Raw genomic sequence first — 25,660 nt, forward strand, 5'->3', positions numbered from 1 at the left:
CGGCAACATGACAATTGGTGCCGGGATCGCCACGCGAACTACCAGTCCGGCGCGAATGCGTAACCAGCAGAGCGGACGGTGCGGATCACATCGCTTCCCACAGATGCCCGAAGCCTCTTTCGCAACCTGGCAATATGAACGTCAACACCGCGCACATCGGTTGCGGCGGCATGTTCAGGCCATGCGGTCGCGACCAGTTCCTCCCGGCTGAGGACCTTGCCGGGTTGCGCCAGAAGGCTGCGCAAAAGCTTGAACTCGATCGGTGGCATCACGATTTCTTTTTGCTTGAAGAATGTCCGGTGGGTCTGTCGCTCCAACCGGAAATCGCCCTGCACCAGATCGCCTGTCTTGGTTTCGCGCGAACGCTTCGCAACACGCGCTTTGCCATGCAGCCAACTCAGAAGCTGTTCGGGCGCAAACGGCCGCGAAAATATCTCATCGACGCCAGCCTTGATAAGGTCCAGGTGCAGCTTGCCGGAACGAGGCGCGACCAACCCTGCAAGGGGCGTCGCTTTTGTCGCTTCGGCCGACTTCAGCGCCAGGCATTGCTTGACGATTGCGCGGTCGCCCGGATGACAGTCCAGGACGATGGCAAGCGGCGCAGCGGCCTTGATGGCGCGCGCAATCTCCGTGTCTGCCGTGATCAGCTGGGTTTCGAAGCCGGCTGCTGAAAGGATGTGCCCGAAAACCAGAAAGAAATCCGGGTCCTTCGAAGAGATCAGGACCAGCGGCGTCATGAGTCCATCAACCGAATGCGGTGCATCATGGGTGCCATGCCGACTCTATGCCGTTGGTTTTTCAGCATTTTTTCTTTAACATCAAATTGTTTAGCCAACCCGAATTCACGCCAGAATACGACCCTTTTCGTCACGTTTCGATCTCACTGCACACGGAGCGCACACGAAAATGGCAACCTACACAAAGCTCTCGTCCGGTTCCTGGCGCGTGCAAATCCGTCGCGAAGGTCGCTCCACGCCAGCGAAACTTTCCTGCGCCGTGACTACGCACGCCGCTGGGCGACCGGAGCGCCAAGTGGATCGTGGAGAGACGCAGAACAAGTCACGTATAGCGCGCCTGAAACTTCCGACGAACTATCAACGTCCATATCGACGACATATGCGACGTAGGCAAGTCCCCTCGCCGCTCCAAGGCCGCGGCCCTCTCTGAAGAAGGACCGGTCTTTCGTGTCGAGCGAGATCAAGCGGCGGAGCTACGCAAACGCTGATGGCGACCGCCGATTATTCGAGTCGCATTTTGGGGAGCGCGATGTCCCGCAACCTGGCCACCTCATGAGTGAAGGAGACACAGTTCCGTCCAAGTTGTTTCGCCTCAAAAAGGCAGCGACCGGCAACACGAAGGATATCCTCAGCATCAGCAGCGCGAGGTATTTCCGCTCCGCCGATACTGACAGTGACCCTTACGCCATCCTGTCGCCCTTTGACCCAGGGACCTCCCTCGATATGCCGGCGGATGTTCTCCGCTATGGTGATCGCCTGCTCTTTGCGCACATCACGTAGCAGGACCCCGAACTCTCCCCCGCCAAGCCGGCCAAGCGAGTCCCCTGGGCGCGTCGTATAGACAAGGGCCTTGGCGATCCGAACCAATGTCTCGTCACCTTTGGAATGTCCGTGCTTGTCATTGATCAAGGAGAAATGATCCGGATCGATCAGAAGAAGCGTGTCGCATTCCCCTTCATCACGCTTTCTGTTCATCCTTGCGATGAATTCACCGCGGCTAAGGAGTCCCGTCATGGGATCATGGCTTGTCACGAAGGTGAACCTGTCGTGCGCCTCTTTCAGGTCTGCGTACGACTTCTCCAGCTTGTCACATGTGTCCTGGATCGTTTCGGACTGGGCAAAGATATAGGCACCGACAGGCATTCCGATCAGAATGGGGATGACGGTGCATTCCACCCAACTCAACCAATCGATCGGCATCTGCAAGGCAATTCTGGCTGTGAACGACAGACCGAAAGTCGCGACGACTGCAATTATCGTCACGACGATCGATTTGCCCAGAATACGCTTGGTGCGCGGCGTCATACCGTCTTTATAACCGCTGGCGCTGAACGCGACGTTATCGGTTCGACTAAGGTTATTCGGACCTCGCGAGCGCAGATCCGGCACGGGCAACGGGATTTTCAGTTTCGTCCTGCAATTGCCGATCGGGGACATTCGATGCGCGGGCCCTAAGGTGGCGCCCTGCAGAAGAGAACCTCTGATACTCCGTGCCTTCCGGTTTTGTGACATGTTCCTCTCGCAGCCATGGCCTCTTTCGAAGGGAGGCGCGCTGCCAACTCCGAAGCAGAAACGTAGCGATCATGAATTTTCACTGAATGGAGCCTTCAGCCACCGTTCCGGGCCATCCTCTTACAAAGAGACCGTTCAACCCGCGGTACCCTACCGCACCCAAGGAGAAGCCCCATGACCCGCACATCAGTCGTCGCTGCAGCCTTTGCCGCCTTGGTCGGCCTCACCACCATCGCGCCCGCCAAGGCCAACGATGTGAATATCGAACAATACGGCTGGCGCAATTCCGCCGGCGGCGGCCAGCACGGCTCCCGTAACCGCATCCATGTCTACCAGGATGGCCGCTTCAACACCGCGATCGGCCAGCAATATGGTCATCGCAACCGATCGGTGATCGGACAGCAAGGCGTCAACAATTACGGCGCGACGTACCAGTATGGCAACCGCAGTGCCGCGGGGATTGCCCAGTTCGGTTCGAACCACACCGCAATTATGACGCAGGACGGCAACGGCAACATCGCAGCCGGTGTCCAGGTCGGCCACGGGTGCAATGCCGATGTCAGCCAGGGCGGCAGCGGCAATGTCGCCGCCTTCGTCCAGGACTGCCCCTGAACCATGGACGGCCCGCAATCGCGAGGAGATCATTCATGACCAGACTGGAAAAGCGAGCAGCAGCGGTGTCGGCCGCGCTCGTGGCTGTCATGGTCGCCGCCGCGACCGCCGCGACGGCCGACAAGGACGGCTCGAGTCACGAGCCGCTGCGATGCGAGATCCGGCATACCGTGCAAGGCGACGCTATCCTGCTGGAGCCCGTGGTTTATGCCGACAGGAAAACCACCGGCACTTACACGGTCAGCGTCTCCGGGGGTGGAACGTCCGGCTCCGCCAAAATCAGCCAGGGCGGCGCCTTCGAGGCCGGTCCCGGCAATCCGGCGTCAGTGGGCCGGATGAGCGTGGGAGCCAATGGCGCTGCCTACGACGTTAAGCTGAAGGTGACCGCAGGCGGGGCCAGCGTCAACTGCCTCAAACAGGTGTCCGGCGCGAACTGAGCGCCGTCTGTCTTCGATAATCGAAAGAAGGGCTCCGGGCGACCGGAGCCCTTTCTTCTTACACGATGGGTTTTTTCCTTCCGGAGTGATGCAACAAACACTTGGGCTTTGACGGGCGCCGAAGCTCGCGCCGCTCCATGTCTTGAACCGCGGCTGAACGAAACCTTCCGTCACGGTTCAGCTTCGCTGTGCGACTGTGGCTCATCAGATGATGAAACCACAAGAGAGGCATCATGAACCGCCAGGTCACAAAACTGATAGCAGCCATCGCGCTCGCGACAGCCGTCGGTCTGCCCCTTGTCTCCGGTCCGGCGAGGGCGGGCGGCGCGATCGGGTTCTATTACTCGCCTCCGACGGCCCGCGATGCGCGGGCGCTGGATTTCGGTCTGCGCGCCTATTCGGCCTACAAAGGGCTGCGCAGCGGCGCCCACATACGGCAGCGCGGCTGGAACAACCGTGCCGGCATAGATCAGGACGGGGTCGGCAATCTTGGCATAGTTCGACAGGAGGGCAGCGGACACTCGGCCACCCTGCGGCAGGACGGCAACGACAGTTCCTACGGTATCTTCCAGTTTGGCCGAAACACCGAAGCAAACGTCGTGCAGGCCGGCGACAGGCAGAGCGGCGCGGCTCTCCTGTTCGGGTGGTAGGAAAGAAACTGCGCGGTTGCGGATGCGTGACAACTGTCCGCCACGCATCCGCCGCCGTCGATCAATTGCAGCCTGGGGCCCGCAAGCGCAAACGGACCACCGGCATCAGACTGCCTCAATCGTCCGAGTCGTCCCAGTCATCTTCATCCTGCGGCGGGTAGTTGGGTACGACGCGGATAATTGGCCGCGGACGTTCATAACGCCACTGATACTCGTCTGACGGCTGCGACTCATAGGTGCGGTAGATTTGCCGGTAATGATGCTTAGGCTTCCAATACTTCTGCTTCCTGTGCGGCCGCACGCAGTAGCCGTCTTCCGTGAGATAGGCGCATGTCACATGCGCCTCTTGCACCAGCCTATCTATATCTGGCGCCGCCATCATCTGCGCCGCCTGGACCGAAGGCATCGTTGGCAGCATGCCGCAGGCAAGAGCAAGAACAGGCAATTTCATCGACCGCTCCATCGTCTCAGAGTTAAGGCCGGAAAACCCGCTGATTGGGGGCAATTTGGGGCGGCAGTGATCACTTTGATTTTCGGCTGAACATATGAGCGTTAAAGCTGACCCAACTGTAAGCTTTCAGGGGGTTGTCCATTGGACCAGACCGAGCCCTCAGGTCTGGATTGCACTACCGATTTCTCTCCCACTGGATTTCTTTGATCCAGTACGCTATATGACCATCTACATGGTCAGGAGCATGACATGCACGCTATCAATCTGGCGGACGCCAAGGCACATCTGAGCGAACTCGTTGACCGAGTTGAGGCTGGTGATTCGATCGACATTACTCGACGCGGCAAGCCAGTCGCCCGCCTCACAGCGGCGGCCAGGCCACGCATGCGGATCGATGCCGCCCTGCTCCGATCCTTGACGGCAAGCATGCCGCCGGAGGGTCAAAGTGCCGCCGATCTGGTGCGGTCGATGCGCGATGGCGATCGCTACTGATGCTCTATCTCGACACGTCGCTGATCGTGGCGGCGCTTTCCAACGAAGCGACGACCCCACGCGCCCAAATGTGGCTCGCTCAGCAGGATCCTGCTCAGCTTCTGATCAGCGACTGGACGATCACCGAGATGTCCTCTGCCATGGCGGTCAAGCTACGGACCGGGCAGATCAACCTGGAGCAGCGTGCCGCAGCGCTGGCAATGTTCAACAAGCTGGTCGCCGAGAGCTTCACCGTGCTTTCGGTCACAAGCGGGCAGTTTCGAGCGGCGGCGAAGTTCGTCGATCAGCATACGCTGGGGCTTCGTGCCGGTGATGCATTGCATCTCGCGACGGCGTCGGAGCATGGAACGACCGTGTACACCCTTGACCAACGGCTTGCCACAGCCGGGCCAGTGCTCGGTGTGCCGACACAACTGCTGGCATGATCATGCCCCTCCTGCCCCATTGACCTTGCCTGGGGCGCCGATGGGCGGTGCGCCAGATGGTGGCGATCCGCAAGGGCGGCGCGATCGTCAACGTCTCCAGCTAGGCGGCGCTAGTTGCGCTCGAGGGACACATTTCCTGCGGCTCGTCCAGGGCAGCGCTCGAAAACATCACCCGCTGCTCGGCGCTGGAGTTGGGCAAATACAACATCCGCGTCAACAGCGTGAACCCGACCGTGGTGATGACGCCGATCTCGTCCGGCCACTGGAGCCAGCCGCATGTCGCTGAGCCTTTCTTGAAGCAGATGCCGCTCGGGCGCTGGGCGACCGAGGATGAGGTCGCCGGCCCGATCGTGTTCCTGCTCAGCGACGCAGCCTCGATGATCACCGGGGTCCACCTGCCCATCGACGGCGGATGCACTTGCCGGTGAAATAGATGCCGCGGCTCAGATCTTCACCATCGCTCTAATCAATGATCACCTGCGGAGGCCCTCAGCGGAGTTTTTGCTTCCGTTGCTCAAGGCTGTCGCTGCAGGCCGAGACAGGTTCAACATGGCGACTTGAAACGACGCTGGACTCTCGTTCGATGCTACAAGGAAAAGGCCCGAACAGGCAGGGTTTTCTGATGCCCCTGCGCTTCATCTGAGATGACAGCCCGATGTTCAATGCTGCAGCGAGTGCATTGCTCACATTGTGAGATCCGCCCAACTCGAAAGCTCAAGCCTCGACGCAGGAGCAGGTCAAGAACCGAGCTTCCTAGTGCAGTCTAGGAGCGCTGAGATATGTGTCTATGGTTCCTGTGCATCATAGCGCTGACTACCGCGCAAATGGGCGCGATGACAATATCCTCTGGCGAGCGAACCTTCAGCTGCCGGTAGCAATCAGCCTAGATTTTATCCGCAAGTATGACGCCGCTGATGCCATAAGCGCGGCGCGTCTGCTCAATAGCCTCAGGCGTGACATCGATCAGCAGCGCGATAATGTCGCCATCCGGATGCTCGAGAGTGTTGCCGAGTTCGAAAAGCGTCCAGCCAAGCGCACGCAGGCGTTTCGGCCAGAATGTTTCGCACACCACGCTGATCTGTCGAATCCCCAGACTTTGCGCCGTCTCAAGAAGGCCGCACAGAACAAAGCCGGCGATCGGCGACGACGCTCCGTGCGTGCGAAGCGATGGGACGACAAAAAAACGCGTCCATTCGAAAATTTCAGCCGCTCTCGGAGGCGTGCCGCCGGCGAGAACCGGGAAGACCTCGCTCATCAGATGCGGCTGCAGGGTCGGCACAAGACGGGAGCCGCCGACGATCTTGCCGTTGGTGTCGAGCGCCAGAACATAAAGCGCGTGCTCGTTGTCGAAGGCGTCGATCTCGATGTTGATGGGCCGGGCGACGGCGCGCCAGCGTCTATGCCTGACGTAAATGTCGTACCGGATGCGAAAATAGCGCTCCAGCACTTTTCTATACTGCTTCCTGTTTTCCCAGGTGACCAGATGAATACGGACCATGACGCCTCCAAAAGTGGAGGTCGTAGGAAAACACGCTTCATGCCCGTATGATGGTATTCAGGTATTGCTAAATCTGGATTTCCTGTCGCCGCAGAGCTTTGACGATGGCATGCGAGACGTTGGCTGCATCGAGCTTGCCTCGAATGTTGCGCTGATGGCTCTCAACCGTGTTCCTTGTGACGCCCAGGATGCAGGCGATGTCTTCGTTCGACTTGCCTTCGGCGCTCCACTCCAGGAGTTCGCGCTCGCGCGGCGTCAAGGGCGCGGCCTCAACGGACTGGCCGGATTCTTCCAACCCTGACAGGCATCGGAACGTATGCACGCAAAGCGTCTCGATGAACGGCACGACGCTCGGCGCTATTTCAATCCGATCGCCCGCTGCCGTGACGACGCCTGGGCCCGCCAGAGGCACGTGGACGGGAACACAGAGGCCTTGGCCCATTCCGAAATCCGCCGCTTCGTCCATCACCAGCTTTGCGCGCGCAACAAGCTTTGCCGGCGGCAGTTCCTCCCACAGGAACGGCTTCGACGAATGCCGGCACTGCGCGACGCAGGGATCATGCGAAAAGTAATCCTCTGACATGTAGCGAAGATACCATTCGGGCGGCCAACCATCGACCAGGATCTCTCGCTTCCAGTCGGTGTCGTGCGGCACCGGCAGGCCGGTGATCAGAAAATAACGCAGGCCATAACGCTCGATGGCAGAGCGGAACTCTTGGAGGATACCATCCACCGAGCACGCGGCATCGATCCTTGAGATCGCTGCAAACAACCCGACAAGACTATCAATCTCCATCGGCAGACCTCGACAAGAGTCAGGCCCCGTCCCAGCCAGAAACTTACGGTCACAGATGCGATATATTCAATGGGACTTGCGCCGAATGTACACTTCAGGAGTCAATTAGCTGGCACAAAGATACAGAGCCTGAAAGCCGTATCAATGCTGGCTGAACAGACCGCGCTTCATTCCGCTGACTTTGGGGTCGTCTGCTTTGTCCCGCGGACTGCTCGCCGATTCGATGGAACGGCCGCGATCAACTCTTGCGGCTCCACATCCAAAGCCTTCGCCAGGATCTCGACTGTATCCAGCGTGGCGTTTCGCCGACCGGCCTCGACGCTGCTGATATAGGCTCGCGTGCGGCCCGAAACGAAAGACAACTGCTCCTGAGACAGTTTTCTTTCTCTCCGTAGCCGCTGCACGTTCAAACCAAAAACGCCGCGAAGTTTCATCAAACAACGGATGCTACGACGCGCACTATGGTGCGACACACTATAGTGCACATTCCGCATTGACAGCGGTGCCGCGGACTGTTTGAAACTACCAGCGAATTCATCGTTTCCTGACACAGGAATAGCCATGCCGAGCCGGCCGTTTCGCGACCTCGCGCACGAGATATCCGTGCGTGCCTCAGGGAAGATCAGCCGACCCCGAACGAACGAGAGCCGGGTCCTGGAATTCGTCTGCATCCGTTGCGGTGCCGCCTACCCCGCCGATATCAGCATCGACTCCAAGGGGTGCGCACGGTGCCAGGCGACCGCACCCGCAAATCTTCGGCCCGTGTATGCGGATCCTCCCGCTCATCCCGTGGAGGGCGCCACCCCCTCGCGCTCGCTATGGCGTTTTGCGCATATGCTCCCCTGCAATGCCGCGGATGCAGTGAGCCTTGGCGAGGGTTTGACGCCCCTGCTCGCGGCTCCGCGCATCGGCGCGCTTCTCGGCGTGCCCAACCTCGCAATCAAGGACGAAGGCCGAAACCCGACCTGGTCGCATAAAGATCGTTTCTCGACCGTCGCTGTGAGCGTGGCGCGCGCACGTGGCGCGAAGACCGTCGCGACCGCGTCTTCTGGCAACGCCGGCGCCTCGCTGGCGGCCTACGCTTCCAGAGCCGGCCTGAAGTGCGTTGTCACTACTTTCGCCGGGTCGGCCGGCGCGATGCTGGCGCAGATCCGAAAATATGGCGCGACGGTGCTGCCCTTGGTCAACAAAATGGACCGATGGTCACTGCTGGAACAGGCGGCTGCCCGCTATGACTGGTTCATCGCCTCGCCCTATCATGGTCCGGTCGTCGGCAGCCATCCGCTCGGCATCGAGGGCTACAAGACGATCGCCTACGAGATCGTCGAGCAATCGGATGGCGCGGCGCCGGACTGGTGCGTCCTGCCGGTCTGCTATGGCGATGCGTTGTCCGGCGTGTGGGCGGGTTTTTGCGAGTTGTACACGCAGGGGACCATCACGCAGCTGCCCCGTCTCGTCGCGGCGGAGGTGCACGGGTCGTTGGCGGACGCCCTTGCCAGCGGCGCCGATGCCTTGACTGAACGCAAGATGCTCTTCGACAGCCTTGCCGTATCGATCGGCACGCCGCGCAGCACCTTTCAGGCTCTGAAGGCTCTGCGCGAATCGGGCGGGCACGCGGTCCCCGTCGACAATCATGGCCTGATCGCGATGCAGGAACGCCTTGCGCGCGACGAAGGGATCTTTGCGGAACTGGCATCGGTTACGCCGCTGATCGCGATATCGACGTTGAGGGATCGAGGGGTCGTCGCGGCCACAGACCGCGTCGTGGCCGTCGTGACCGCCAGCGGACTCAAGGACCTCGATCGGTCCGCCGGATCGAATGAACACGGCCAGATCTTCCAGACGACGCAAGATGCCTGGCGTTGGCTCGACAAAAGCGGGCTGGATCTCGCCTCATAGATTCTCCACCGCACCAATAGCCGACGGCACCGCACTTGCTGCCTGGGTTTTGAGCACATCGTCGAGACTGCGCCGCAGCCAAAGAAAGCGCGTCCATTGCGTCTCTGCCGCCGGTGCGATTGTCGTCAGCGTCCTCGGCTCAGACGGTTCCTTGCAGGGCCAGGCAGGCAGGGTTGCAAGCCAGTCGTCATTGTAGACGGTCTCGGCATGGCGATGGCCTTCGTCAGGCATGATGACCGCGACCTGTGCGTCCGGAAGGGTCTTTGCGACCCACCGCGCCACCAACGCAGCGGCGCCGCTGGTCGGCCCCATGAAGATGCCGCGCTCGCGCAACAAACGGTGCGCGCTCAGATACGCCGGATAGGCGCCGACCCAATGGATCTCGTCGACAAGCTCATGCCTGACGTTTTTCGGCAGAACGCTGTTGCCCAGGCCCCTCAGCATACGTTTGCCGACGGGCTGCCCGAACAGTATGCTGCAATGGGTATCGACGGCAAACACCGTCAGATGGGGAAAGACCGTTCGCAGAAAGGACGCGGTGCCGCATAGCGAACCGCCCGTCCCGACGCAGCCGACCAGACAATCGACCTTTCCCATTGCCCGGATGAAAAGTTCAGCCAGCCGCGCATAGGCAAGCCAGTTCCCCGGACTGTCGTATTGGCGGGTCCAGAAGCCGTCCCGCTCCGTGGCCAGGATTTCCTGCAGGCGCTCGAGCCGACCAGGCTGATTGCCGTCGCCGCGTGGATCGTCGAGCGCTATGACCGTGGCGCCGATGCGCTCCAGTCGGGCTTTGTATTTGGCATCGATAAGCGTCGAAGCGGTGACGAGGGTAAGGCGATAGCCACGCGCCGCCGCGAGCAGCGCCACCGCCATGCCGAACGTGCCGGACGTCGTCTCGACGATGTGGGAGCCTGCCTTCAATTCGCCATTCGACGCTGCCCGATCCAGAATGTAGCGGGCCGGCATCAGCTTCATCAACGGAAAAGCCGCCGCCACCAGATTTGGCGCCAGGCGAGCAAGGCGTGGGGTCTCAAGGTCCCTGAAATAGTCGACTGCGAGGGTCACCATGTCCAGCCCTCCGCATTGACCAGATGGACCTCGACGTCCTTGAAGCCGGCGCGTCTTATCTGTTGTGCCGTCAAAGCTGCCCGTCGCTTCAGGTTCGATGCGAAAAGATCGAAAATCAGACCAAACAACGAGCCGCTATGGGCGACTTGCACCCCGCAGGCCCCGGCTCGCCTGGCGATTTCGGCGATCTCGTCGAACCCTTGTTTCGGCAAGTGCCGTTGACTGATCACGGCACTGGCCGAGGCGGCGCGTCCGAGAAGATTTGGATCCTGACGGTAAACCGCGCGCGCCACCAGCGCCCGAAGCACGCCGAATTCCTGGATTTCGGCACTGTCGTAGCGCGCCGGCGGCAGCTGCAATGTGTCGACCGGGACGCCGCCATTCGCCTTGAACCCGACCAGTAGCAGCGGCGGCAGCGAGCCGCCGAAATTCTCGATCACCGTGCCCTCGCGTTGCGCGAACAGGACCGCATGCTCATCGAATGCGATCGCGTCGCTGGCGCGCTCGGCGGCAACGGCGAGACGCCCGATGCTCGAGGGCCGCAACTGAACCTTGAGGGCTGCGGCCACAGCGCGAATGGAAGCGACGACGTCCGCGGTCGATGAGCCGTAGCCGTGCCCCACGGGAATCGAGCTTTGAAGTGTCAGCACGCCACCACCGGTCACATTCAAGAAATCGAGCGTGAGCCGCGCCGCTGCCGACGCCTTGATCTTATGATCGGGGTGGACAATGACCGCATCGCCATCGGTTCTGGCAAAGGTCGCCTCGGACCTCAAAGCGGCGATCGGCAGCGTGACCAGCCCGCGATGAAGGCGCCCGCCATCATCCTTGAAGACGCCCTGGATGAGCTCGCCGTGATGCGCGATCGCCGCTCCCGTCCCGATCGAAGACCGCAGCGTTTCACGGCTCATAAGATCGCTGGCGCCAGTCATTTCCATTCCCCCACGGTTTTCTCGCAGCGCAGGAGGATGGCGCCGGCGGCTGACACCCGCTCTCAAGGAATTCCGGTATTGACGGCTTGCTATCGAACGAGCCGGCCGGGAGGCGCGTGATCGATGGTCAGGCGGCGGAGCCGAGGTGCCTCAGCGGCCGGCCAATCGAAACCGCCTGCGCTGCAGCCATGATACCTTGCGCATCGATCCCGTAATGCCGGTAGAGATCGGCGATCGTACCAGTCTGGCCGAAATGCTCGACGCCCAAAGCGCGTGTGCGGTGCCCATGGACCGACCCCAGCCAGGCGAGCGTCGCGGGGTGCCCGTCCAGCACTGTCACGATGGCGCAGGACGCCGGAAGACCGGCAAAAAGGCGCTCGACATGACTTGAAGCGCGCGGATGGCCATACTGTCGCGCCCGGGCCGCGGCTGACCAGCCGGCGTTCAGCCGATCGGCCGAGGTCACGGCCAGAAGGCCGATATCGCGCCGATCGCCGGCCATCAATCCCAATGCCTGTATCGCTTCCGGCGCGACTGCCCCGCAATAAGCTATCACAAGGTCGGCGTTTGGCCCGGGCGCGCGCAGCCAGTAGGCGCCATCGACGATGTCGCGCGCCAGCTTACTTTCCATCGGGCGTGTCGGCTGCTCGATCAAGCGCGTCGAGAGCCTCAAGTAGACCGAACCTCCGGTCTGATCGCGCAGCCAGGTGTGGTCGTCAGGGTCTGCTTCGCCGGTACGCTGCATGTAGTCGAATGCCCAACGCAGGATGATTGCCAGTTCATCGACATAGGCAGGCTCGAACGTCGCCAGACCGTCCTGCGCCATGCCGATCAGCGGCGTGGCGATCGATTGATGCGCTCCGCCTTCTGGAGCCAGCGTCACACCGGAGGGCGTCGCCGCCAGGATAAAGCGGGCGTCCTGGTAACAGGCATAGTTGAGCGCATCGAGGCCGCGCTTGATGAAGGGATCGTAGAGCGTGCCGACCGGAAGCAGTCGCTCGCCGTGGAGCGAGTGCGATAACCCGAGCGCCGAAAGCATCGTGAAAAGGTTCATCTCCGAAATGCCGAGTTCGATATGCTGTCCCGACGGCGCAAACGTCCAGTTGAAGGTGGAGGGAATGCGCTCCTGGCGGAAAATGTCCGCCTGGTCGCCGCGCGCGAACAGACCCCGTTTGTTTACCCAGGCGCCGAGATTGGTCGAGACGGTGACGTCGGGGGATGTCGTGACGACACGGCTCGCAAACTCGCTGTCCGATTTTGCGATCTCGTGCATCAAAAGCCCGAAACCTTGTTGTGTCGACATGGCCGGCTGAGCGCCGAAGCCGATGCGCGCTGGCACCGGAACAGCTGGGGCTTTGTGACGACGCGGGGCTGGCTGCGCAAAAGGCGACGACGCGAGGAAGGATCGTATCGCAGCCTCGTCATAGGCAAGGCCCTCGAAAATGTCCCATTCGCGGCCCTCGCGGACTCCCATGCCTTGCCGCAGCACGTCGACCTGCGCCGGTGTCATCAGTCCGGCGTGGTTGTCTTTGTGGCCGGCGAGCGGCAGGCCAAAGCCCTTGATCGTATAGGCGATGAAGCAGGTCGGACGATCATGTCCGCGCGCTTGCTCGAAGGCATCGATGATGCTCGCCAGATCGTGGCCGCCGAGATTTGCCATCAGGGCCGCAAGCTCATCGTCGCTGCGCTTCTCGATCAGACGGCTGACCGGTCCTTGATCGCCCAGATCGTCCAGCAGGCGCCTGCGCCAGGCAGCGCCGCCCTGGAAGGTCAGCGCGGAATAGAGCTGATTGGGGCATGCATCGATCCAGGTCCGCAGCTTTTCGCCGCCCTCTTCCTCGAAGGCGGCCTGTTGCAACGTCCCATGTTTCAGGATCACCACATCCCAGCCGAAGTTGCGAAAGATGGATTCGAAACGCTGCCACAGGCCTTCGCGCACTACCGCGTCGAGGCTCTGCCTGTTGTAATCGACGACCCACCACGTGTTGCGCAGGCCATGCTTCCAGCCCTCGAGAAGCGCCTCGAAGATATTGCCTTCATCCATTTCGGCATCGCCGAGCAGGGCCACCATCCGGCCTTCCGGCCGATCGGTCTTCCAGCCTTTTGCCGTGACATAATCCTGGACCAGGGACGAGAACAGGGTCTGCGCCACGCCCAGTCCAACCGACCCGGTCGAGAAATCGACGTCGTCGATATCCTTGGTTCGGGACGGATAAGACTGCGCGCCGCGATAGCCACGAAAATTCTGCAGCTGCTCAACCGTCTGTTTGCCGAACAGATATTGGATGGCATGGAATACCGGGCTGGCATGCGGCTTGACGGCGACGCGGTCCTGCGGCCTCAGGATCTGGAAATAGAGCGCCGTCATCAAGGTCGACGCGGACGCCGACGACGCCTGGTGGCCGCCGACCTTGAGGCCGTCCGTCGACGCCCGAAGATGATTGGCGTGATGGATCATCCAGACGGCCAGCCAGAGAACCTTGCGCTCAAGCTCGGAAAGGATCGTCATCGTCGGCTCCTGTGAAATCGCGGCTCAACGATACCTGCGTCGATCTTCCGAATGTGACTATTCTTGCCCAAACCGATCGATCATATTGGCTGCTCCAGCCAATAACGACGCCCAAACGAGGGAACGATGCCAAAGCCAGCGCTTGACGCAATCGACCTGAAGATCATCGCCGCGCTGCAGAAGAACGCCAAGGCGACTTCGAACGACCTCGCCGAAGCCGTCGGTCTGTCGCCCTCGCCTTGCGCGCGGCGCGTCAGACTCCTGGAGAGCGCCGGCGTCATCAAGGGCTACACCGTGGTCGTCGACCAGAAGAAGCTCGGTCTGCCGATCAGCGCTTTCGCATCGATCAAGCTTGAACGGCAACGCGAGGACGATCTCGACCGTTTCTCGCAGGCCGTGCTGCGCTGGCCGGAGGTTGTCGACTGCTATCTGATGACCGGCCAGCGCGATTACCTGATGCGCATCGTGGTGCGCGACCTCGAGGCCTATGAGCGGTTCATCAAGGACAAGCTGACGCGGCTGGACAACATCGCTTCGATCGAAAGCAGCTTTGCCCTGGGCCAGGTCAAGCGCTCGGAAGTGCTGCCCATCTGATCGGCCGGGTATTCCGTGCCGGGCAACCGCGGCGGCAACTGACGCGAGGTTCGGCACCCCTCACCTACCCCGATGGCATTTCACCGACAGATGTATGCCCGCTCGTGCAGCCCGCGAGAGCTGCGGCAACCCCTATTTCGGCCTTGCCGACACATGTCAAACAAATTTGCCAAGTGCCGACAGGTACTCCGTTATCCGACGTTCAAGCCACGCTGGGCACCATCAAGATTCCGGCTGCCGTGGCTGTAAGGGACGTCGGCCAAGCAAGCTTTATTTCGCTGCTCGATAAGAATGGGAAAGCGCTTCTTCACTTGGACGTAGGCTTCCAATCGACTCACGTTTCCGAAACTCTTCCGATCTGATTCATCGGAGAAGCCGGTGCAAGTGTTGTCCCACAGGGACTGGGATCATCTCCACGCCGCTTTGTTCTCCGCCACCGCGGGTTGTACAGGAACGTAAAGCAATCCAAGCGCTTTCCAAATTGACAAGCGGTCGAATTGCTTTGCTTGCGGTGATGCGACTGTCAATTTCTGGCGTCGCGATATGCTCATTACGGGCGACATAGCGGTCAGCGATCATCAAGGGTGGTCTGCGTCGAAGCGGCAAAGACCGCCGCCAGTCACGGAAATCCCTAACCTTCATTGAGCGCTCGGTTGCGCATGCAGAGATAGGCTCAACCTTGCCAGCTTTTCTCCATGCTCGTTGCGGATTTCGATGAACAACTCCTGGCCATTGAGGTCCTTAAGGAATTCTCTCGTCAGGTCTACCAGACCTTCTATGGCCTGATGACGCGCGCTCCCGATCCCATCGCATTCGATGCCTACCTCATCCTTGAGGACAACGTCGCGATCACCGCTATCAAAGAAGTATCTCGCCATCGCACCAGCTCGCCATCAGAATGTTGTTGCGGTCCTTTGATGCAAGTAGGTGGCGTCAAAATCTCCGGCTCGGACGAGCCCGTCCCAATCAACAGCATGAAATCGGGTGCCCTCGGTAAATATAAGCCCGTTGCGTCGCAGCTCCTGAAGCACTCGGTTCACGTGGACAGTTGACAGGCCCAACGCGTCGGCAAGGGCTGCCTGCGTGACCGGGAGATTGGCTACATGATCTTTGATAACCCCCATCGAGTGAAGGCGGACGATGAGTTCGCACAATATGTGAGCCATACGGGTATAGGCGTCGCGCCTTCCAACGTTGGTAACCCATTCTCGGTATATCGCTGCGTCGATCAGCGTCGAGCGCCAAAATATAGCGGCTATGGAGGCATGTCGGTCGCAGATGGCTCGCATAGCATCATGCCGCATGAAGCCCAGACTGGCGCGCGCGAGCGATGAAAAGGTGCAGTCCAGAACCGAGAGATGCATACCGTGCAGATCGGGAATATCTCCCGGAACAAAGAAGGACGTGATCTGCCGTTTGCCGTCGCCGGTAAGCTTGGTGGATCCCACCAAGCCCTCCAAGACCACAAATGAATGAGTAGGTCGATCGCCCTCGCGTACAATATCCTCGTTTGCATGATAGTCCCTCTTTGAAAGCGGAATGCCTTCTAAAATAGCTATATCTGACTGGGTCAGATCGGAGATGTTCTGAAGCTTACGGATCAAAACGTTCGGGGAAAGGACATGTGCCAAGTTGGATGACCGGGTTGAGTTGCGTACCGAACCTGGATCAGGCGCTAATGTTCCATTTGGCGGGCGGCTTTGCTGCCAAGCGCGAGCTTGGAATGTCTTACGAGCGCAGTCCCGGCGGCCTCGGCTTGTTGGTGATGGCTTTGGCCTCTCGGACGAGCGAAGACCAATTCGTGCCGAGTAGAGAGACCAACTCTCGCGCTTGTGCCTCGGTAATGCTGGTTTCTTCCAGAAGCCTATGCACGAGGTCGCGGCCCGAGGTAATCGGCATAAGCGTGGTTCCAAAGAGCCATGATCGCAACGACAGGTAACGACGTCGTTCGATATTCGTTCCGCTCATCCGTTGATTTCTAAGCGGCGTTCGCGCTTGCGCCGCCCCCTGGCGGCTGCCAATCCATGTAGGCGGGTGCCGGAGCGCACAGACGCGATCCTTCACGTCCTGATCTTCTTTGATTGTGCGGGTGGGATCGAGCTGTTGCGTTGGCGTGACTGGCGGGCATTCGTGATCTGACGATGAACGGACGGAGGGAAATTCAGTAAATCCCTAGGACAATGACGAGTATGATTCCGATCGCCGCTAAGGTCATGACCGCGACCATGGCGGCCTCAAACGGACCGACGCTATTTCTCACGAAATTCATGGTGCCTCCCCGCATGCCACTATGCCTTTCCTGAACCTCCAAGCTAGGCCGTGACCTGTTCCCGCCGAATAACACATGTTATCGGGGCATGAAGAAACTGTTCTAAGCTTGCGCACCACTGAAATTGCTGAAGTCGAGTCTTGGCGAGAGCTGCGTCGCCTCCCTGCTCAAGGGAGTTTTCGTGAGCTCTAGAAGGCATCATCGTCTCATCACCGATAGTTTGTGCACCCGGAACCTTTGCATCGCGGTTTGCGTGCATGGACAGAATTGATCCTGCTCCAACGGCCTCTCGCCCGGAACAGGAGTCTTGGCGGCATTAGATCGGAAAAAAATGAATGAGACTATCATAGGTAATCGCGTGCCGTACCTGACGTCGCGTAAACGCCGGATCAACGGGCTTTTCGGGAGCGGACGTCATGCTGTATCCAGGTCGGTTTTTGGAGGCGAGCGAAATCGAGATGCTAGCTCGGGTTCTTCGGGCGATCTGCGCTGAGCGCGGCATTTTATCCGCTTCGGAACAAGGGGAACGCTTAGCGTCCCATTTGCTCAAGCTTTTTATGAACGGCTTGACTGGGGAGCACGAGTTGCTTGACGCCGAGAGGAATCTGGCTCGACGGCATGGCCAGTCGCTCCAGCGGCTTTCTGGCGGTCACGTGTGGACGAGGGAGGCCGCGTGAATTCGACGTGGATCATTCAACTCGCTGAAGATATGAAATTTTGGCGCAACGCTGGAATCAGGCCCAATACGCCACGAGATCGATGCCGCAATCGCTAGAGCGGTTGAGCGCAATAAAAGCATGCTCTCGGGTCCAGATTTGGAGCGGTTCCGATAGGCGGCAGAAGGGCCAAATATCGCCACTCGTTCGGATTACGCGGCATGCGATTACTAGCGCCCAAGTTTGGCACGGAGCGCAATAATCTACAGTTCAGTTTGCTCGGGTCCGGGGGGACAGAAGCGCAGTGGCCTTCAAGAAATACAGCGGCGTATACGCGCCTTGCGATCTCGACATCCTTCAGAGGGTATTCGACCAACTGTGCAGAGAGCGACGTCTGGCCCTCAAAGACGAGGAGCAGAGGGAATGCCTTGCGTGCGAAGTTATCGCAGCCTTCGATAAGGGAATCACTGACGAGACGGAATTGTGGAAATTGCTTTCAAAGCTCCGAATTGCCAAGAAGGCCTAGTCCAGGCACCTGCCAATATTTCGCCTCCTAGGTATGGCCATTAGCGTCCGAGCGGTAGCTTCCGACGCCAGTTCTTCCTCGTCTCTAATGCCTGCCTGATAGCTTGCTATACGCGAGACGCGAGCGCTTCACGTCGCTGAAGCGATTGACCATCGGTTTCAATCTTCGAGCACGCGTGCCAACAAGGCGATCTCGGCCGAACTGAACACGCCAGCTTGGTTAGCTCCTTGAGGAATCGGTATGCAGAGCTCCCTGAGCGGAATACATGAGAAACTAATCTCATTTGATGTTTTGACGCAAAGCAAAAAACCGCTGCGGAAACCTAAGGCGCGGCTACGCGCCATCTCAGAACACGAACGACCGAGGGACTCTCGAACGCGAGACACCAAAATCCAAGAGTTGATCTCGCGCAGAGCACGGTGCGCCGGTCAGGCTTCCAGCCGGATGCCCACGTCCTTGGCTGCAGCCCAGGTTCTTGGAACACACCACGCCTGGAAATGAAATCTTCAGGATAGTTTGACACGCTTGGGCTGTACGGAACTCCGGGTGGGGTCCGAATGGGTGATCAGGAGAAAGCGTAAGGCCTCTCGACTGTGTCAGATCTTACGCACATCGACGTGCAGGATGATCCTGCCTTAATTGCTGAAGTCGACCGGCTTCTGGCGCGCCGAACGCGCGACATCCGCCTCAAAGGTGAGGTCAGGCGTCTGTTTCGGGCACGGGTCTGGTCACAAACGGCGAAGATCATCCGTGCCTGGATGATCTGGGTGGCCGTGCTGGATGTGCTAACGCTAGCGCTCAACATGCTGGTGCTCCCAACCGCAACCGCGGAATCTATGCTCCTGCCCGGAGCCATTATCCCCCCTGCCGTCATCGCAGTGGTGCTCGTATGGCGGAAGCCGCGCCCTTCCTGGCTCGAAGGGGGTTCGCTGATTACAGGTATGTTCCTGATTTTGCTGTCGGTAGCCTTGGTCGGCGTAGCCGCTGGCGGCGAGTTCTATGAACGGCAATTGAACGTCATGCTGTTCGTAGCCATTACAGCCATCATCATCTTCGGCATCCCGCTGGCCTGGACGGTCGCGATCGCGGCGCTGGCGCTCGGACTGTATCTCGTGTTTCAGGTGGAGAATCCGGCCATTGAGCATGGCAGCGCGATCGATGGAACGCTGTTCTTCGCCAGCGGTTTGTTCGCGACGGTTGCAGCCCGTCGCATCATGACAATTCTCGCTCAAAAGACTTTCCTGTTTGAGTTGCGCGACCGGCGCAGGGTCGCCGAATTGGCTAAGGCGAACGATCGGCTGGAACTGCTGGCGAAGACTGATCCGCTCACGGGCATCGCCAACCGGCGCTGGATGACGGAAACGCTCGACCATCTGTGGGGAACCGACCAACGCTGCCTCGACGGGGCCGCGATGCTGATGTGCGACATTGATCACTTCAAGAAGCTGAACGATCACCTCGGCCATGCCGAGGGCGATCGCTGTCTGGTGGAGGTCGCCAACATTATCCAGGAAAACGTCAGGCGCGATCGAGATCATGTTGCCCGCTACGGTGGGGAAGAGTTCCTCGTGCTGCTGCCCGGGGTGACAGAGGAAGAGGCTGTCTCAGTGGCTGAACGGGTTCGTAAGAGCGTTGAGGCCGCCGCTTTGCCCAACCCAGGATCGCGCGTCTCGCGCAGCGTCACTCTCAGCATTGGAGTTGCAGTTCAGACCGCTGACGAAGCCATTTCACCGGAGCAGCTACAGGGTAAAGCGGACGCCGCACTCTATTTGGCCAAGCAAACCGGCCGAAACCGAGTGCTGCTCCACACACCCGACCCAGCGGGACGTAAACATATTCGCTCGACACGGTGATGCTCTCGAGCGGGTCCGCGGTGGGCCGTTCCGGAATATGTTGGCATTTCAATCTACGTGAGTTGAATGTGCGTATTCATCATGGCTAAGCCAAGCGCCGCTCGACCTGCAACGCGCGGCTCGCAGCATTGGCGAACATGACTCGCCATTCGAAGGTTAGCGATTCCCCTGATCTCCACGCCGTCGGCCGCCGCAGTTTGGGTTCGTCAGGCTCGCAATCTCACCAACCCTCCCCGCCATGCCGCCAAGCCAACATCGGAGGACAACGGCTTGGCAGCGGTAGTACGACGAGGACATTAAAACTCCGAGTATATTGTTAACCGCTGAGAAACCATATCTTGCGGCTCATGCTTCTGCGCGGAAACCCTCCGTACCTCGGGGCGTACTAATTTGAGTAACGGCAAATGGCTTGTTGCAGGTGCTCAAAGCAACGACAGGAGAGTGTCATGGCCAACATCTTCGCAAAACTTGCTCGAACATTGGCGGGCGGTGCAGTGATCGCGATTATGTGCGTGTCCGCAAATGCAGCCGGAATTGGCGTCAGCGCATCAGTCGGCGGCAGTGGAGGTGTTAATGCCGGGGCTGGGGCCTCCTTGGGCGGCTCCAACGGGGTGAACGCCGGGTTCGGTGCCTCCATTGGCGGATCAAATGGCGTCAACGCCGGGGCTGGAGCTTCTTTGGGCGGCTCCAATGGGGTGAACGCCGGGCTCGGTGCCTCCATTGGCGGATCAAGTGGTGCCAATGCCGGAGCTGGTGCTTCCCTAGGCGGCTCTAACGGGGTGAACGCAGGCGCTGGGGTGACAGTGGGCGGTGCGAGCGGCGCCACGGCTGGCTTAGGCGCTACGGTAGGCGGCACCAGTGGGACGGGCATCGGAGTTGGTGTTGGGGTCGGCAACGGCGTTACTGCCGGGGTCGGGGTAGGAACCAATCCGAGCGGCCTGACAAGCCCGGTTAACCCGACGAGTCCCAAGGTGGCCAGCGCTGTCTCTGGCTTGTCTGGCACTCAATTGGCTCGGATGAAAAATCGTTGTGTCGATGTGCTGGGCAGTCAGGACAGCTACGATCGGGACCTGCGCCAACTGTGCCTGATGATTTCGCGCCGATAGTCTGGTCTGCAGGACGGAAGTGTGAACAGGCAGGAGGCCCGTTGTGACACTCTCCGGCCTCCAGCCGGTTGGAAGTCCGCTGCGACAACGCGGCGGGCTTTTCGCCGTCCGCGGTTCGTTCGTGATAAGAAGGGGCGGCTTCGGGGTCGATCGGCGCTGATTATGCCCGGAGGAATCCACGTTGTCGGAAAAGGACCACCGTCGCGAACATCGGAAGCGTGTTCTCAAGGGCGCGACGATCATCACCAGCATTACTAACTCGGAAACCACGTGCACGATCCGCAATCAACACGCGGCTGGAGCAGAATTGAAAGTGCCGGCCGACACTAGGGTCCCGGCAGAATTTCTACTCTATGTCCCGGTCGATGGGATCGCTTACCGGTGCGTGATACGCTGGCGGAAGAACGACAGGATCGGCGTTCAATTTACCGGCACCGAAAGCAAGCCGAAGCTTCACTATGGCTGACGGATCGATAATGTTCGGCGTGGCCTTCAACGGATATCGGAATGAACAAAGCCATCCTATGGGTATGTGGGATCGAAATGGTCCTGATCCTTCCGTATGTCCTCCAGCACAATGGGCTGATCAGATTCTAAGCCTCTACGTGACCGGCGGACTGGTGGTCAGGAAAAATATTTCGGTTCCTAGCGCGTCAATTCTCGACAGGCGGCCCGTCCTGGGCGACCTCGGCCCTTGCCGCAGCGCGAATGAGCTTCGCCTCTCGCACGAGCGAGTTCCAATTCATACCAATTAGGAGGGCAAGCTCGTAGGCCTGCGCCTCAGCAATACCGGTTTCTTGAACGAGCTTTTGGACGATCGGTATCGTCTGGTTTTTGTCTGACATTGGCTGGGAATCTCTTTTCCCCCAGCGGCCGCAACTTTCAAACTCGGATTTGGTTCCCAAGGCATCGAACAAAAAAGTGTCCCATCATAGAACGCATTCACGATTTGATGATTTAAGCGAAGCAGTCGATCCGCCGAGGTGTAGCTGCTCTTTCGTCCCGGAAAGCCCGTCGCTTACGCTCATTAGCTGCGACGGGCTTTTCTTTCGATCGAAAACCATCCTCCTAGCGCGCCGCAGCCTCGAATGCGACGCGGACGTCATCGACAGGACCCTGCCGTGCTCTTTCTTACAGTCAAGCCGCCGTTTGAGCAGCGGCTCTAAACGGATGGCTCATGGTGAAAACGTCCGGCCTAATGCCGACTTCAACCTGTTTCCATGTAACTGGATGCGCAATCGGAAAGCCGGGCCGCGATCGAGGTGAGAACGCACCAACTGCGGTATTGCCTCGGCCGTTGCGAAGGTAATCTAGAAAAATGTGGCCTCTCCGCGCTGCCGGGTTGGCTGACAACAGGTACCGGTCAGGATCGGCATCAACGAGACATTGGGCCAGCGATTTGGCCAGTTGCCGCGCCCTGTCATGAGTCATCTTCGCGGCGAGCGGTGCCATCAAGTGAATACCTTTGCCGCCGGTGAGCTTCGGCCAGCTGTCCAAGCCAGTTGCTTCCAAGATCGCGCGTAGCGACAGCGCGGCTTCGATCACCGCATCCCAGGAGACGCCCTCGCCAGGGTCGAGGTCCAGGACAAGCCGGTCGGCATGTTCAATGTCGTCAATCGTGGCATTCCAAGGATGAAGCTCGATGACATCCATTTCGATCAAGCCGAGCAGTCCGTCAAGGTCATCCACCCAAACCCGGACACCTTCGCCACCTTCGCGTTTTTGCACCCGCAGCTGGTGCACCGACGCAGGGATCGGCGGCAGCGGCCCCTTGTGATAGAAGGTGGCCCCGTACGCATGGCGAACCAGCTTCAATGGTCTTCGGCCCAGATGAATCAACGCTCGGTCGGCCACCCGCCGCCAGTAGCCCAAAAGCTCTTCCCTGGAAGGTGCAACCGCATCGGGTAGCAGCTGGAGAATGTTCTCGCCAGGAACGCCATGTTGGCTCTCCAACCTGCGCTTGGAGAGCGACGGCGGCTTCGCTGGGATCACAGCGAGATCCTCGCGCAATCCCTTGAACACCGCCTCGCGCAAGATACCCCGGTCGGTCACGCCACTGAATTGCACCTCAGCCGGCACCTCCGGCCGCACCCAAGTTGCTTTAGGCTTTTTGATGGGTTCCGAAAGAGGCGATTTGCTGATGATGAGCGGATCGAGCCGCTCGCGAACTCGCCGGGCTGCCTCCAGCGTATAGCCGCTTTGCGCTTTTCCAGCATAAAGCAGCCGCTCGCCCTCCCATCTGCCGATATACAGGGAAGCAACGCGGCGCGGCTGCGCGCCAAGCTTTTCGACGAAAGCCACAATCGGGAACGTGTCGCTCTTGACGCACTTCACCTTGAGCCAGCTCGTTTGGACACCGGAACGGTAGGGAGAGTCAGCCCGCTTTGAGACCACCCCCTCCAGGCCCATGCGGCAGGCATGGTCGAACACGTCCTTGCCGCTAATGTCCAGGTGTTCGACAAAGGTCAGCGTTGGAGCCGTTTCCTGCAGGAGCCTGTGCAGAGCAGCTTTGCGCTCAATCAGCGGCTGCTGTCGAATGTCTCGGCCGTTGAGGTACAAAAGATCGAACGCAAAGAACATGAGCTTCGGCGAGCTCGGGTTTGCCAGCTCCCGCTCGAGAGCCTGGAAATCCGGCAAGCCAGTCTTGCCGAGGACGACCGCTTCGCCGTCGAGGATTGCGGATTTGACCGATAGGTTCGCCGCCGCCTGGACGATCCGTTTGTACCGATGCGACCAGTCATAGCCCCGACGGGTGAAGGCACGTGCCGCGCCACCTTCAACGATAAGCTCGGTCCGGTAGCCATCGTATTTGATTTCGTGCAGCCAGTCCGTATCGGCAGGAGCGCTCTCGACCAGCGTCGGTGATTGGAACTCGATGAAGGCGAGGTGACCGGTCAATTTACGCATGCACTCGAACTCCTGGACCGGGATTCAAACCGGGCCGGAGCAATCGGTTCCGAAGATTTTAGCAAAATTGAATATGATCCCCGCCGCCGGCGCGGTTCGCTGCTACCTCTGGAAGTTCTTAGAAACCTTGTAGGCGATGATCGTGCGCTGAGCCTTATCCGCTCAACGGCCAATCCAGCGGTGAGCCGCCTCTCGCTGCCTCGCGTCGGCAATATTTTGTACATATCTTGTATATCTATATTGACGCATTGGCGGCCCTCAACGTAGCGTTGAAGGGCTGGGGCCGAACCCCTGCGCGCAACTTAATCTCACGGGAGGACTGCACGATGAAATTTCGAGCCCGATCGGCCGTCATTGGCCTGGCCTGCATCGCCTATGCCGCGATTGTCGGATCTGTGTTGCCGGCCACGGCGGAAACGACAAAGGAACGCGTCTTGAGAGAGGGCAGGATCGTGATCGGCATCCACAACCGCGCGCCATGGGGTTACAAGAAGGAAGAAACCGGCGAGTTGCTCGGCTGGCATCCGGACCTGCTCAGAGCTGCGTTCGCCGACCTCGGCATCAAGCAGATCGACTTCCAGGTCACGGAGTTCGGCGCTTTGATCCCTGGCTTGATGGCCGGGCGTTTCGATGCCGTGGCGTCCGGCTTGTCAATAACGCCGCCGCGATGCCAGCAGGTCGCCTTCGGCGCTCCCGACCTGAGGCAGGACGACGCAGCGATCGTACTCGCCGGCAACCCCAAGGCGATCCATAGCTATGCTGATCTTGCCAAGAAATCCGACACGATCATGGGCGGCGGCCGCGGCAGCAACGTCATCCAGAACGCCATCGCCGAGGGCGTCCCTGCCGATCGCATCCTGCAGTTTCCCGACATCGAGACCAACATCGCGGCACTGCGCGCCGGCCGCATCGACGCCGCGGTATTTTCGTCCCCGACTGCGATCGGGCTGCTGGCCGGCAAAAAGAGCCCCGATCTGGAGCGCGCCAACCCATTCACGACCGACGAGAAGTCGATCAGCTACGTCGCGATCGCGTTCAGGAAGGATGATGGCGACCTGCGCGACCTTTACAATCAGGGGCTGGCCAAGGTCATGTCGAATGGCACGATTGCCAGCATCATGGCGAAGTACGGATTTGGCCCCACGGAAAACGTGCCGCCAGGATTGACGACCTCACAGTTGTGCGGAGCCGCCAACTGACCGGGTCGGCAACGGGAAGACGTACAGCAATCGACAGGACCTGAAGGCGCCGCGCGAACTCCGCCGGCGCCTTCGCCCGCGGGCCCTCACATCACTATCGCTCGGGATCGCCGGGTGGCGCGATGTCCTCGGGGATTTCCTGCCGCAAGCTCGGCCCCTTGGCCAGCCGCCTGCCAAGCGCGGAGACGAAAGCTTCATAACGCTCGCTTGCCTTGGCGCGCGCTGCCTGGGCCATCGGCTCAGGCAAGGCCGGAGTGGTGGCAAGCCAGAAGCGGACGAATACCGCATGGGTTTCAACCGAGATGCCGACGTCGCGCTCCAACCGCGCGATCCGGCGATCGATCCGGTCGAGACGTTTGGAGATCGCCGCCTCGCGTTGCGCGTCGGCATCCGGAGAGAGGAACGAGGCGATCGCCGCTTCAGCGATGAGCGACTGCGAGCGATCGCGCCGGGCGGCATAATCGACCAGCAAGGCCATCACGGCAGGGTCGAGATAGACGGAAATTTGGACCTTCTTCTTTCTTGCTGTCAC

At 59.9% G+C, this 25,660-nt stretch carries 25 protein-coding genes and 1 pseudogene; 12 read left to right on the forward strand and 14 right to left on the reverse strand.

What is annotated here, in order from left to right:
• Nucleotides 1-38: 38 nt before the first annotated feature.
• Nucleotides 39-737: a winged-helix domain-containing protein gene (locus tag LB535_RS27470; protein WP_224634410.1), complete on the reverse strand. Its 699-nt coding sequence runs from the start codon at nt 735-737 to the stop codon at nt 39-41.
• 501 nt (nt 738-1,238) lie between these two features.
• Entirely contained in the window at nt 1,239-2,174 is a 936-nt protein-coding gene (locus tag LB535_RS27475) for a GGDEF domain-containing protein (RefSeq protein ID WP_224634411.1), read from the reverse strand.
• Between the two features lie 249 nt (nt 2,175-2,423).
• Between LB535_RS27475 and LB535_RS27480 the strand changes: the two genes are divergently transcribed.
• The 3 genes from LB535_RS27480 (at nt 2,424) to LB535_RS27490 (ending at nt 3,948) form a co-directional block, all read left to right on the forward strand.
• The gene (locus LB535_RS27480; RefSeq protein ID WP_224634412.1) at nt 2,424-2,861 is read left to right on the forward strand and encodes a curlin; all 438 of its coding nucleotides are present in this window, start codon (nt 2,424-2,426) and stop codon (nt 2,859-2,861) included.
• A 35-nt stretch (nt 2,862-2,896) separates the two neighbouring features.
• Nucleotides 2,897-3,298, forward strand: a complete 402-nt coding sequence (csgH, locus tag LB535_RS27485) for a curli-like amyloid fiber formation chaperone CsgH (RefSeq protein WP_224532319.1) — start codon at nt 2,897-2,899, stop codon at nt 3,296-3,298.
• 233 nt (nt 3,299-3,531) lie between these two features.
• Nucleotides 3,532-3,948, forward strand: a complete 417-nt coding sequence (locus LB535_RS27490; protein WP_224634413.1) for a curlin — start codon at nt 3,532-3,534, stop codon at nt 3,946-3,948.
• A gap of 115 nt (nt 3,949-4,063) precedes the next feature.
• On the opposite strand, the gene LB535_RS27495 is transcribed toward LB535_RS27490, so the two are convergent.
• Nucleotides 4,064-4,399 carry a hypothetical protein gene (locus LB535_RS27495; RefSeq protein ID WP_224634414.1) on the reverse strand — a complete coding sequence of 112 codons (336 nt, stop codon included), beginning with the start codon at nt 4,397-4,399 and terminating at the stop codon, nt 4,064-4,066.
• A gap of 249 nt (nt 4,400-4,648) precedes the next feature.
• Here LB535_RS27495 and LB535_RS27500 point away from each other — a divergent pair, with 249 nt between their 5' ends.
• The 3 genes and pseudogenes from LB535_RS27500 to LB535_RS27510 all read left to right on the forward strand — a co-directional run.
• Nucleotides 4,649-4,891: a type II toxin-antitoxin system Phd/YefM family antitoxin gene (locus LB535_RS27500; RefSeq protein WP_224532317.1), complete on the forward strand. Its 243-nt coding sequence runs from the start codon at nt 4,649-4,651 to the stop codon at nt 4,889-4,891.
• Nucleotides 4,891-5,316 carry a type II toxin-antitoxin system VapC family toxin gene (locus LB535_RS27505; protein WP_224634415.1) on the forward strand — a complete coding sequence of 142 codons (426 nt, stop codon included), beginning with the start codon at nt 4,891-4,893 and terminating at the stop codon, nt 5,314-5,316. The genes LB535_RS27500 and LB535_RS27505 overlap by 1 nt, the downstream gene beginning before the upstream one ends.
• Nucleotides 5,317-5,438: 122 nt before the next feature.
• Nucleotides 5,439-5,744: pseudogene (locus LB535_RS27510) on the forward strand (SDR family oxidoreductase); the annotation flags it as partial.
• A gap of 455 nt (nt 5,745-6,199) precedes the next feature.
• Here the strand turns inward: LB535_RS27510 and LB535_RS27515 are convergent.
• The 3 genes from LB535_RS27515 to LB535_RS29015 all read right to left on the reverse strand — a co-directional run bounded on the left by LB535_RS27515 (nt 6,200) and on the right by LB535_RS29015 (nt 8,281).
• Complete coding sequence (locus LB535_RS27515) at nt 6,200-6,814, reverse strand: acyl-homoserine-lactone synthase (protein ID WP_224634416.1); 615 nt, start codon at nt 6,812-6,814, stop codon at nt 6,200-6,202.
• Nucleotides 6,815-6,881: 67 nt separating this feature from the next.
• Entirely contained in the window at nt 6,882-7,586 is a 705-nt protein-coding gene (locus tag LB535_RS27520; RefSeq protein WP_224634417.1) for a LuxR family transcriptional regulator, read from the reverse strand.
• 191 nt (nt 7,587-7,777) lie between these two features.
• Nucleotides 7,778-8,281 (reverse strand): helix-turn-helix transcriptional regulator, encoded by a 504-nt coding sequence (locus tag LB535_RS29015; protein WP_318012358.1) that lies wholly within the window; start codon nt 8,279-8,281, stop codon nt 7,778-7,780.
• Nucleotides 8,282-8,399: 118 nt separating this feature from the next.
• Here LB535_RS29015 and LB535_RS27530 point away from each other — a divergent pair, with 118 nt between their 5' ends.
• Entirely contained in the window at nt 8,400-9,509 is a 1,110-nt protein-coding gene (locus tag LB535_RS27530) for a threonine synthase (protein WP_318012359.1), read from the forward strand.
• Here the strand turns inward: LB535_RS27530 and LB535_RS27535 are convergent.
• The 3 genes from LB535_RS27535 to LB535_RS27545 form a co-directional block, all read right to left on the reverse strand.
• A complete protein-coding gene (locus LB535_RS27535) occupies nt 9,504-10,577 on the reverse strand; it encodes a PLP-dependent cysteine synthase family protein (RefSeq protein WP_224634419.1) in 1,074 nt (357 codons plus the stop codon). The two genes, LB535_RS27530 and LB535_RS27535, sit on opposite strands and share 6 nt — an antisense overlap.
• Nucleotides 10,571-11,509, reverse strand: coding sequence for a kinase (locus LB535_RS27540; RefSeq protein ID WP_318012360.1), 939 nt, complete (start codon nt 11,507-11,509; stop codon nt 10,571-10,573). The genes LB535_RS27535 and LB535_RS27540 overlap by 7 nt, the downstream gene beginning before the upstream one ends.
• A 127-nt stretch (nt 11,510-11,636) precedes the next feature.
• Nucleotides 11,637-14,018: a transketolase gene (locus LB535_RS27545; RefSeq protein ID WP_224634420.1), complete on the reverse strand. Its 2,382-nt coding sequence runs from the start codon at nt 14,016-14,018 to the stop codon at nt 11,637-11,639.
• 126 nt (nt 14,019-14,144) lie between these two features.
• Between LB535_RS27545 and LB535_RS27550 the strand changes: the two genes are divergently transcribed.
• A complete protein-coding gene (locus tag LB535_RS27550) occupies nt 14,145-14,612 on the forward strand; it encodes an Lrp/AsnC family transcriptional regulator (protein WP_224634421.1) in 468 nt (155 codons plus the stop codon).
• A 638-nt stretch (nt 14,613-15,250) separates the two neighbouring features.
• Here the strand turns inward: LB535_RS27550 and LB535_RS27555 are convergent.
• Nucleotides 15,251-15,490 (reverse strand): DUF6894 family protein, encoded by a 240-nt coding sequence (locus tag LB535_RS27555; protein WP_140695510.1) that lies wholly within the window; start codon nt 15,488-15,490, stop codon nt 15,251-15,253.
• A gap of 15 nt (nt 15,491-15,505) precedes the next feature.
• Nucleotides 15,506-16,243 carry a Crp/Fnr family transcriptional regulator gene (locus LB535_RS27560; RefSeq protein WP_224532308.1) on the reverse strand — a complete coding sequence of 246 codons (738 nt, stop codon included), beginning with the start codon at nt 16,241-16,243 and terminating at the stop codon, nt 15,506-15,508.
• Nucleotides 16,244-18,656: 2,413 nt separating this feature from the next.
• On the opposite strand from LB535_RS27560, the gene LB535_RS27565 reads away from it, so the two are divergent.
• From LB535_RS27565 to LB535_RS27575, 3 genes are all read left to right on the forward strand, one after another.
• Nucleotides 18,657-19,916 (forward strand): GGDEF domain-containing protein, encoded by a 1,260-nt coding sequence (locus LB535_RS27565; protein ID WP_224634422.1) that lies wholly within the window; start codon nt 18,657-18,659, stop codon nt 19,914-19,916.
• 446 nt (nt 19,917-20,362) lie between these two features.
• Nucleotides 20,363-21,022, forward strand: coding sequence for a hypothetical protein (locus LB535_RS27570; RefSeq protein ID WP_224634423.1), 660 nt, complete (start codon nt 20,363-20,365; stop codon nt 21,020-21,022).
• Between the two features lie 181 nt (nt 21,023-21,203).
• Entirely contained in the window at nt 21,204-21,488 is a 285-nt protein-coding gene (locus tag LB535_RS27575; protein ID WP_224547915.1) for a PilZ domain-containing protein, read from the forward strand.
• A gap of 187 nt (nt 21,489-21,675) precedes the next feature.
• On the opposite strand, the gene LB535_RS27580 is transcribed toward LB535_RS27575, so the two are convergent.
• Both LB535_RS27580 and ligD read right to left on the reverse strand, forming a co-directional pair.
• Entirely contained in the window at nt 21,676-21,939 is a 264-nt protein-coding gene (locus tag LB535_RS27580) for a hypothetical protein (RefSeq protein ID WP_224547917.1), read from the reverse strand.
• Between the two features lie 220 nt (nt 21,940-22,159).
• Nucleotides 22,160-23,929, reverse strand: a complete 1,770-nt coding sequence (gene ligD, locus LB535_RS27585) for a DNA ligase D (RefSeq protein ID WP_224634424.1) — start codon at nt 23,927-23,929, stop codon at nt 22,160-22,162.
• Between the two features lie 326 nt (nt 23,930-24,255).
• On the opposite strand from ligD, the gene ehuB reads away from it, so the two are divergent.
• On the forward strand, nt 24,256-25,128 hold the full coding sequence (gene ehuB, locus LB535_RS27590) for an ectoine/hydroxyectoine ABC transporter substrate-binding protein EhuB (RefSeq protein ID WP_224634425.1): 873 nt from the start codon (nt 24,256-24,258) through the stop codon (nt 25,126-25,128).
• Between the two features lie 94 nt (nt 25,129-25,222).
• Here ehuB and LB535_RS27595 read toward each other — a convergent pair whose 3' ends face one another.
• Nucleotides 25,223-25,660 carry a CopG family transcriptional regulator gene (locus tag LB535_RS27595; RefSeq protein ID WP_140721097.1) on the reverse strand — a complete coding sequence of 146 codons (438 nt, stop codon included), beginning with the start codon at nt 25,658-25,660 and terminating at the stop codon, nt 25,223-25,225.

The organism is Mesorhizobium sp. CA10, from assembly GCF_020165285.1.
GTDB lineage: Bacteria > Pseudomonadota > Alphaproteobacteria > Rhizobiales > Rhizobiaceae > Mesorhizobium.

Coding starts and splice junctions, on each gene's coding strand:
- LB535_RS27500 (WP_224532317.1), top strand. CDS start 4,649: ATGCACGCTATCAATCTGGCGGACGCCAAGGCACATCTGAGCGAACTC.
- LB535_RS27570 (WP_224634423.1), top strand. CDS start 20,363: ATGGCCAACATCTTCGCAAAACTTGCTCGAACATTGGCGGGCGGTGCA.
- LB535_RS27515 (WP_224634416.1), bottom strand. CDS start 6,814: ATGGTCCGTATTCATCTGGTCACCTGGGAAAACAGGAAGCAGTATAGA.
- LB535_RS27475 (WP_224634411.1), bottom strand. CDS start 2,174: ATGTCCCCGATCGGCAATTGCAGGACGAAACTGAAAATCCCGTTGCCC.
- LB535_RS27540 (WP_318012360.1), bottom strand. CDS start 11,509: ATGACTGGCGCCAGCGATCTTATGAGCCGTGAAACGCTGCGGTCTTCG.
- LB535_RS27545 (WP_224634420.1), bottom strand. CDS start 14,018: ATGACGATCCTTTCCGAGCTTGAGCGCAAGGTTCTCTGGCTGGCCGTC.
- LB535_RS29015 (WP_318012358.1), bottom strand. CDS start 8,281: ATGCAGACGAATTCCAGGACCCGGCTCTCGTTCGTTCGGGGTCGGCTG.
- LB535_RS27550 (WP_224634421.1), top strand. CDS start 14,145: ATGCCAAAGCCAGCGCTTGACGCAATCGACCTGAAGATCATCGCCGCG.
- LB535_RS27555 (WP_140695510.1), bottom strand. CDS start 15,490: ATGGCGAGATACTTCTTTGATAGCGGTGATCGCGACGTTGTCCTCAAG.
- LB535_RS27470 (WP_224634410.1), bottom strand. CDS start 737: ATGACGCCGCTGGTCCTGATCTCTTCGAAGGACCCGGATTTCTTTCTG.
- LB535_RS27495 (WP_224634414.1), bottom strand. CDS start 4,399: ATGAAATTGCCTGTTCTTGCTCTTGCCTGCGGCATGCTGCCAACGATG.
- LB535_RS27535 (WP_224634419.1), bottom strand. CDS start 10,577: ATGGTGACCCTCGCAGTCGACTATTTCAGGGACCTTGAGACCCCACGC.
- csgH (WP_224532319.1), top strand. CDS start 2,897: ATGACCAGACTGGAAAAGCGAGCAGCAGCGGTGTCGGCCGCGCTCGTG.
- ligD (WP_224634424.1), bottom strand. CDS start 23,929: ATGCGTAAATTGACCGGTCACCTCGCCTTCATCGAGTTCCAATCACCG.
- ehuB (WP_224634425.1), top strand. CDS start 24,256: ATGAAATTTCGAGCCCGATCGGCCGTCATTGGCCTGGCCTGCATCGCC.
- LB535_RS27505 (WP_224634415.1), top strand. CDS start 4,891: ATGCTCTATCTCGACACGTCGCTGATCGTGGCGGCGCTTTCCAACGAA.
- LB535_RS27480 (WP_224634412.1), top strand. CDS start 2,424: ATGACCCGCACATCAGTCGTCGCTGCAGCCTTTGCCGCCTTGGTCGGC.
- LB535_RS27490 (WP_224634413.1), top strand. CDS start 3,532: ATGAACCGCCAGGTCACAAAACTGATAGCAGCCATCGCGCTCGCGACA.